Source organism: Pseudomonas sp. Sample_16 (genome assembly GCF_004307665.1).
GTDB lineage: Bacteria > Pseudomonadota > Gammaproteobacteria > Pseudomonadales > Pseudomonadaceae > Aquipseudomonas.
This window is the reverse complement of the sequence record NZ_RCOB01000044.1, coordinates 20,800-28,167: the sequence shown is the minus strand read 5'-3', so window position 1 is coordinate 28,167 and position 7,368 is coordinate 20,800. Positions and strand designations below refer to the sequence as shown.

The following is a 7,368-nucleotide window of genomic DNA, read 5'->3' as shown; positions in this document are numbered from 1 at the left end:
GGTGACCGAAGTCTTCAACTCCAGCCAGATCCCCGGGGAAATCATGGACATGATGGTGGTCAACAGCGCCACCCTCAAAGACAACCCGGCCTTGGGCAAAGCCCTGACCGGCGCCTGGTTCGAAGTGGTCGAGCTGATGAACGCGAAAAACGCCGCCGGCAAGGCTGCCCTTGAGCACATGGCCAAGGCTTCGGGCACCGACCTTGCGGGTTTCCAGGCGCAACTGGACACCACCAAATTGTTCGCCACCCCGCAAGAAGCCCTGGCCTTCAGCACCAGCAAGCAACTGCCGGAAACCATGCGCAAGGTCGCCGAGTTCTCCTTCCAGCACGGCTTGCTGGGTGAAGGCGCCAAGGACACCAGCGCGGTCGGCATGGCCTTCGCCAATGGCGTGACCAGCGGCGACAAGGGCAACCTCAAGCTGCGTTTCGACCCCAGCTACGTGCAGATGGCCGCCGACGCCAAGTTGTAAAAAGAGGACTTGGCCATGCGCCTGATCAATCGTCACCCGGATCGCCCGAGTCGCCTGTTGCTGGTGATCCTGCCATTCGCCCTGGTGCTGTTCGCCTACTTCATGGGGTCGGCCGAGCGACTGGCGGACAACCCCAATGACAAGCTGCTGCCCAGCGCCGTGCAAATGACCGACGCGGTAAAACGCCTGGCCTTCGCCGCTGACAGCCGCACCGGCGACTACCTGCTGTGGCAAGACACCGCCTCCAGCCTGCGACGACTGGCCATCGGCCTTGGCATCAGCGCCGTGGCCGCGCTGTGCCTGGGCATCGCGGCGGGCACCCTGCCGCTGTTCGGGGCGCCGTTGTCGCCATTGCTGACGGTGTTGTCGATGGTGCCACCGCTGGCGATCCTGCCGATCCTGTTCATCGTTTTCGGCTTGGGCGAGTTGTCGAAAGTGATGCTGATCGTGATCGGCATCACCCCGGCACTGGCCCGGGACCTGGAACAACGCGCCCGGGAAATCCCCGTGGAACTGCTGATCAAGGCCCAGACCCTCGGCGCTTCAACCTGGACCTTGATGCTGCGAGTGGTACTGCCGCAATTGCTGCCACGGCTGCTGATCTCGTTGCGCTTGATGCTCGGTTCGGCGTGGCTGTTCCTGATTGCGGCCGAAGCCATCGCTTCCACCGACGGTCTGGGCTACCGGATTTTCCTGGTGCGCCGCTACCTGGCAATGGACGTGATCCTGCCCTACGTGGTGTGGATCACCCTGCTCGCCTGGCTGATGGACTGGGCTCTGAAACGCCTGACCCAACGCGCTTTCCCCTGGTACGAAGGAGCGCGCGCATGAGCTTCATCACGGTTAAAAATGTCTGGCAGCAATACGCCGATCAGGTGGTGCTCGAAGGCCTGAACCTGAGCGTCAGTGAGGGTGAGTTCTGCACGTTGGTCGGCGCGTCCGGTTGCGGTAAATCGACGTTCCTGCGCTTGCTGCTCGGCCAGGAAAAAGCCAGTCGCGGCGAAATCCTGCTGGATGGCCAGGCCTTGGCCGGTGAGCCGGATGTCAGCCGTGGCGTGGTGTTCCAGCGCTACTCGGTGTTCCCACACTTGAGCGTGCTGGACAACGTCGCTCTCGGCCTCGAACTGCCCCGCTCGCCCTTGCTGGGGCGTTTGTTCGGCAGCGCCAAAAAGGCTGCCCGCGAGCAAGCCGCCGTGCTGTTGCACAAAGTTGGTCTCGGGCACTCGCTGGACAAGTACCCGGCGCAGCTCTCCGGTGGCATGCAGCAACGCCTGGCCATCGCCCAAGCGCTGATCATGAAGCCCCGGGTGTTGCTGCTCGACGAACCCTTCGGCGCACTCGATCCGGGCATCCGCAAAGACATGCACGCCTTGCTGCTGGAGCTGTGGCGGGAAACGCAACTGACCGTGTTCATGGTCACCCACGACCTGAGCGAAGGCTTCAGCCTCGGCACCCGCTTGCTGGTCTTCGACAAGGTCCGCCTCGATCCGCATGCCCCAGGCGCTTATGGCGCCCGCATCACCTACGACATCCCTTTGAACACTGACCGCCGCACCACCCGTGCCGCCGTCGATGCCTTGCCGATGCAACTGGCAAGCGCGCTTCGAACCGCTTGAGAGGACTTCCGCATGACTGATTCGACCCAACTGTTCCCGCCCTTCGCCGAAGAAATGCTCCCCGGTGGCGGCCATCGCTCCTTCGTCCTGAAGCGTGGCCAACTGCTGCGCCTGACCGACCTTCGCGGCGGCGCCAACGTCAGCCTGACGCTGCTCAACGCCAACGAAAAAACCGAGCGCCTGAATCTGCCCGACAGCCTCAAATGCCAGCACACCGCCAAGCTCACCGCCGGTCATTGCCTGTATTCGGACATGGGCCGCGTGCTGGCCGCCATCACCGCCGACACCTGCGGCTGGAGCGACAGTCTCGGCGGCGTTCTCTGTGCTGAAGAAGTCGCGGAAAAATACGGCGCCGGGCGCTACCAGGAACTGCGCAATGGCTTCTTCCGTAACGGCACCGACAACCTGTTGGTGGAACTGGGCAAATGGGGTCTGGGCCTGTCGGACTTGCTGATGACCCTCAACCTGTTCAGTCGCGTCAACGTCGATGACGGCGGGCGCTTCCACTTTGTCGAGGGCAATTCCAGGGCCGGCGATTACATCGAGTTGTACGCACCGATGGACACGCTGGTGGTGCTCACCGCGCTGCAACATCCGATGGACCCTTCGCCCGAGTACGCACCGAAACCACTGAAGCTCAGCTGGATGAACGCCGATCCCAGCGTCGCCGAACACTGCCGCACCTCGCGCCCGGAAAACGAGCGCGGCTTCATCAACACCGACCGTTTGTTTGCCTGAGGATCGCTGCCATGTCACTCGCTCTCATCAACACTGAAAAGCAGCCGGAAAACGCGATCTACCGCGCCACCATCCCCGCCGGTGAACCCTGGCTGATGGAGGTCAAGGCCGGCCAGACCTTGCGCATTCTCGACCTCGAAGGCAACCAGGCGGTCGATACTCTGTTCTACAGCGTTGCCAACCCCAGGGAACGCTACGACGTACAGCGCACCCTGCGCCGGCAGAACAGCGTGTACCTGAGTACCGGCAGCGTGCTGTATTCCAACCTCGGCAAGCCGATGCTGACCATCGTCGCCGACACCTGCGGGCGTCATGACACCCTCGGCGGCGCGTGTGCACAAGAGAGCAACACCGTGCGTTACGCCCTGGAAAAACGCTACATGCACAGCTGCCGCGACAACTACCTGCGCGCCTGCGTCCACGACGGACGACTGGGCAAGGGCGACATCGGGCCGAACATCAATTTCTTCATGAATGTACCGGTCACCGCCGACGGCGGGCTGACCTTCGAAGACGGGATTTCCGCACCAGGCAAATACGTCGATCTGCGTGCCGAGATGGACGTGATCGTGCTGATCTCCAACTGCCCGCAACTGAACAACCCGTGCAACGCCTACAACCCGACCCCTGCGGAGCTGCTGGTATGGAACTGAAATTTTCGCGGTTGCGCCGTTGGTTGTTTGCCCTGTGCCAGGCCCGTTCCGGGCAGTGCCTGAAATCTCCAGACCACCGCTAACCCTGTGGGAGCGGGCTTGCCCGCGATGAGGCCAACACATTGCACATTGATGGCGACTGACCCATCGCTATCGCTGGCAAGCCAGCTCCCACAGGAGTCGGTGGTGGTCTGAAGAGAATTGATTCTGCCGCTGGGGACGACCTCGGCGCTTATCGAAAAACTGCGGGACGGCCCGCATCCCCTTCAGGGGTTATGCCATGTTCGAAAAAGTCCTGATCGCCAACCGTGGCGCCATTGCCTGCCGCATCCTGCGTACCCTGCGCGAACTGCACGTCCAGGGCGTTGCCGTTTACTCCGAAGCCGATGCAGCCAGCCTGCACATCCTGCAAGCCAATGAGGCCCACAGCCTCGGCGAAGGTGCCGCCGCCGGCACGTATCTGGCGGTCGACAAAATCCTCGCCATCGCCAAATCCACGGGCGCCACGGCGATCCATCCCGGCTATGGCTTTCTGTCGGAAAACGCTGCGTTCGCCGAAGCCTGCGCAGCCGCCGACATCGCCTTCATCGGCCCGACGCCAGAGCAACTGCGGGTGTTCGGCCTCAAGCACACCGCCCGTGCACTGGCCAGACAACACGGCGTGCCGATGCTCGAAGGCACCGAACTGCTCGACAGCCTCGACGCCGCCCTGCTCGCCGGTGAACAGGTCGGCTACCCGGTGATGCTCAAAAGCACCGCCGGCGGTGGCGGCATCGGCATGCGGGTGTGCCGCAGTGCAGCCGAGTTGAGCGAGTCCTTCGAAGCGGTCAAACGCCTGGGGCAGAACAATTTCAGCGATGCCGGTGTGTTCATCGAGAAGTACATCCAGCGTGCCCGCCACTTGGAAGTGCAAGTGTTCGGCGATGGTTGTGGTGAAGTGATCGCCCTCGGTGTACGTGACTGCTCGGTACAGCGGCGCAACCAGAAAGTCCTCGAAGAAACCCCGGCACCGAACCTGCCGGACGGCATGGCCGATGAACTCTGTGCCGCCGCGATCAAACTGGCCAAAGCAGTGAGTTACCGCAGCGCCGGCACCGTGGAATTCGTCTTCGACAGCGACGCCCAACGCTTCTATTTCCTGGAAGTGAATACTCGCTTGCAGGTAGAGCATGGCGTCACTGAACAGGTGTGGGGCGTCGATCTGGTGCGTTGGATGGTGCAACTGGCGGCCGGTGATTTACCGCCGTTGAGCGAGCTGATGCGCGGCTTGAAACCTGAGGGTCACGCGATCCAGGCGCGGCTGTATGCGGAAGATCCGGGACGGGATTTCCAGCCGAGCCCGGGCTTGCTCACTGCGGTGGATTTCCCTTCGGCCAACGGCATACAACTGCGCATCGACACGTGGGTCGAGGCCGGGTGCGAGATCCCGCCCTACTTTGACCCGATGATCGCCAAGGTCATCAGTTGGGCGCCGACTCGCGAAGAAGCCCGTGCCGATTTGCATCAAGCCCTCGGCGAAAGCCAACTGTATGGCGTGGAGACCAACCGCGATTATCTGCGGCAGATTCTGCTCGATACCCCCTTCGCCAGCGGCCAGCCATGGACCCGTTGCCTGGAAAGCCTGGTTTATCAGGCCAACACTTTCGAAGTCATCAGCGCCGGCACCCAGACCAGTGTCCAGGACTATCCCGGCCGCCTCGGCTACTGGGCTGTCGGCGTACCGCCGTCGGGGCCGATGGACAGTCGCGCATTGCGTCTGGGCAACCGTTTGCTGGGCAACGACGAAGGCGCGGCGGCACTGGAAATCACCATGAGCGGGCCGTTGCTGCGCTTCAACTGCGCAGCCGTGATCGCCGTGACCGGGGCTGTGATTCCATTGGCGTTGAACGGCGAAAGCGTACCGATGAACACGGCGTTGCTGATCCCCGCAGGGGCGACTTTAAGTCTCGGCACCATCACCGGCGCCGGTGCCCGCAGCTACCTGTGCCTGCGCGGCGGCCTGCAAGTGCCGGATTATCTGGGCAGCAAAAGCACCTTCACCCTCGGCCAGTTCGGCGGCCATGGCGGTCGTGCCCTGCGGGCCGGTGACGTGTTGCATGTTCCGGCACTGAGCGACCTCAGCGTCGGTCGCCAACTGACTGAGGAACTCGTCACCGCGTTGCCAGCCGTGCGACAGATCCGTGTGATCTACGGCCCCCACGGAGCCCCGGAATATTTCACCGAGAACTACATCGAGACCTTCTTCGCTACGCAGTGGGAAGTGCATTTCAATTCCAGCCGCACCGGCGTGCGCCTGATCGGGCCGAAGCCACAATGGGTGCGGGCCGACGGTGGCGAGGCGGGTCTGCACCCGTCGAACATTCACGACAATCCCTACGCCATCGGTGCGGTGGATTTCACCGGAGACATGCCGGTGATCCTCGGCCCGGATGGCCCGAGCCTCGGTGGGTTTGTTTGCCCGGTGACGGTGATCGAGGCCGATCTTTGGCAGTTGGGGCAATTGAAGGCTGGGGACAAGGTGCAGTTTCTACCCGTCGACCTCAAGACCGCCCGTCAATTGGCAACACAAAGCCTTTGTGGCGAGGGAGCAAGCTCGCTCGCCACAGGCCAAGTGCTCCCACAGGGTCTTGTGTCGCCAGTGGTGTTGGATCTTGGCCAGGACGATACCCGACTGGTCGCGCGTTTGTCGGGCGACACGCATTTGCTGCTTGAGATCGGCGCCCCCGAACTCGACCTCGTCCTGCGTTTCCGCGCCCACGCCTTGATGCAGGCGCTGGAAAGCCAAGACTTGCACGGTGTGATCGACCTGACACCCGGCATCCGTTCCCTGCAAATCCACTATCAACCCGAACAACTGCCGCTGTCCGACCTGCTCGGCATCGTCGCCGGTGAATGGGACGCGGTGTGCGCCGCCAAGGACCTGCAAGTGCCGTCGCGCATCGTCCATCTGCCGCTGTCCTGGGACGACCCGGCGTGCCAGTTGGCGATCGAGAAGTACATGACCACCGTGCGCAAGGACGCGCCGTGGTGCCCGAGCAATCTGGAGTTCATCCGCCGTATCAACGACCTGCCGAACCTCGATGAAGTGCAACGCACGGTGTTCGACGCCAGCTATCTGGTGATGGGCCTGGGCGACGTTTACCTCGGCGCACCGGTCGCCACCCCGCTCGATCCGCGCCATCGCCTGGTCACCACCAAGTACAACCCGGCCCGTACCTGGACCGCCGAGAACTCGGTGGGTATCGGCGGCGCCTACATGTGCGTTTACGGCATGGAAGGCCCCGGTGGTTATCAGTTCGTCGGGCGCACGTTGCAGATGTGGAACCGCTACCGCGAGGTCGCCGCGTTCGACAGCAAACCGTGGCTGCTGCGCTTCTTCGACCAGATCCGTTTCTACCCGGTCAGCGCCGATGAACTGCTGCGCATTCGCCGGGATTTCCCTCTCGGGCGCTTCGATCTGAACATCGAACACAGCCAGCTGAACCTGGCGGATTACCAGGCGTTTCTGGCACAGGAAGCCGAGACCATCAACGCTTTTCGCGACCAGCAACAAGCCGCCTTCAATGCCGAACGCGAGCGCTGGATCGCCAGCGGCCAGGCGCATTTCGACAGCGAGGAACTGGCCCCGCAAGTGATCGAAGACGCACCGCTGGGCGATGGCCAACTGAGCGTCGACAGCCACATCGCGGGCAACCTCTGGCAGGTTCAGGTGGAAACCGACAGCCGTGTCGCAGCCGGCGATGTGCTGGTGATTCTGGAGTCGATGAAGATGGAAATCCCCCTGCTCGCCCCGATGGCCGGCGTGGTGCGCGAGATCCGCGTGCAACCGGGTTCGGCGGTGCGCGCCGGACAGCGCGTCGTGGTGCTGGCACTCGACTGAACCCATTTT

The 7,368-nt window shown here is 62.9% G+C and carries 5 protein-coding genes and 1 pseudogene; all 6 read left to right on the top strand.

Annotated elements, in window-relative coordinates; translation table 11 throughout:
* Positions 1-472, top strand: a pseudogene (locus D8U69_RS06180) (lipid kinase); the annotation flags it as partial.
* A gap of 15 nt (positions 473-487) precedes the next feature.
* Complete coding sequence (locus D8U69_RS06175; RefSeq protein ID WP_056856036.1) at positions 488-1,303, top strand: ABC transporter permease; 816 nt, start codon at positions 488-490, stop codon at positions 1,301-1,303.
* The gene (locus D8U69_RS06170; protein WP_130906937.1) at positions 1,300-2,088 is read left to right on the top strand and encodes an ABC transporter ATP-binding protein; all 789 of its coding nucleotides are present in this window, start codon (positions 1,300-1,302) and stop codon (positions 2,086-2,088) included. Before D8U69_RS06175 ends, D8U69_RS06170 begins: the two co-directional genes overlap by 4 nt.
* Before the next feature lie 12 nt (positions 2,089-2,100).
* Entirely contained in the window at positions 2,101-2,826 is a 726-nt protein-coding gene (locus D8U69_RS06165; protein ID WP_130906936.1) for an urea amidolyase associated protein UAAP1, read from the top strand.
* Between the two features lie 11 nt (positions 2,827-2,837).
* Positions 2,838-3,479, top strand: coding sequence for an urea amidolyase associated protein UAAP2 (locus tag D8U69_RS06160; RefSeq protein WP_130906103.1), 642 nt, complete (start codon positions 2,838-2,840; stop codon positions 3,477-3,479).
* Positions 3,480-3,759: 280 nt separating this feature from the next.
* Positions 3,760-7,359, top strand: a complete 3,600-nt coding sequence (gene uca, locus D8U69_RS06150) for an urea carboxylase (protein WP_130906935.1) — start codon at positions 3,760-3,762, stop codon at positions 7,357-7,359.
* Positions 7,360-7,368: the final 9 nt, after the last annotated feature.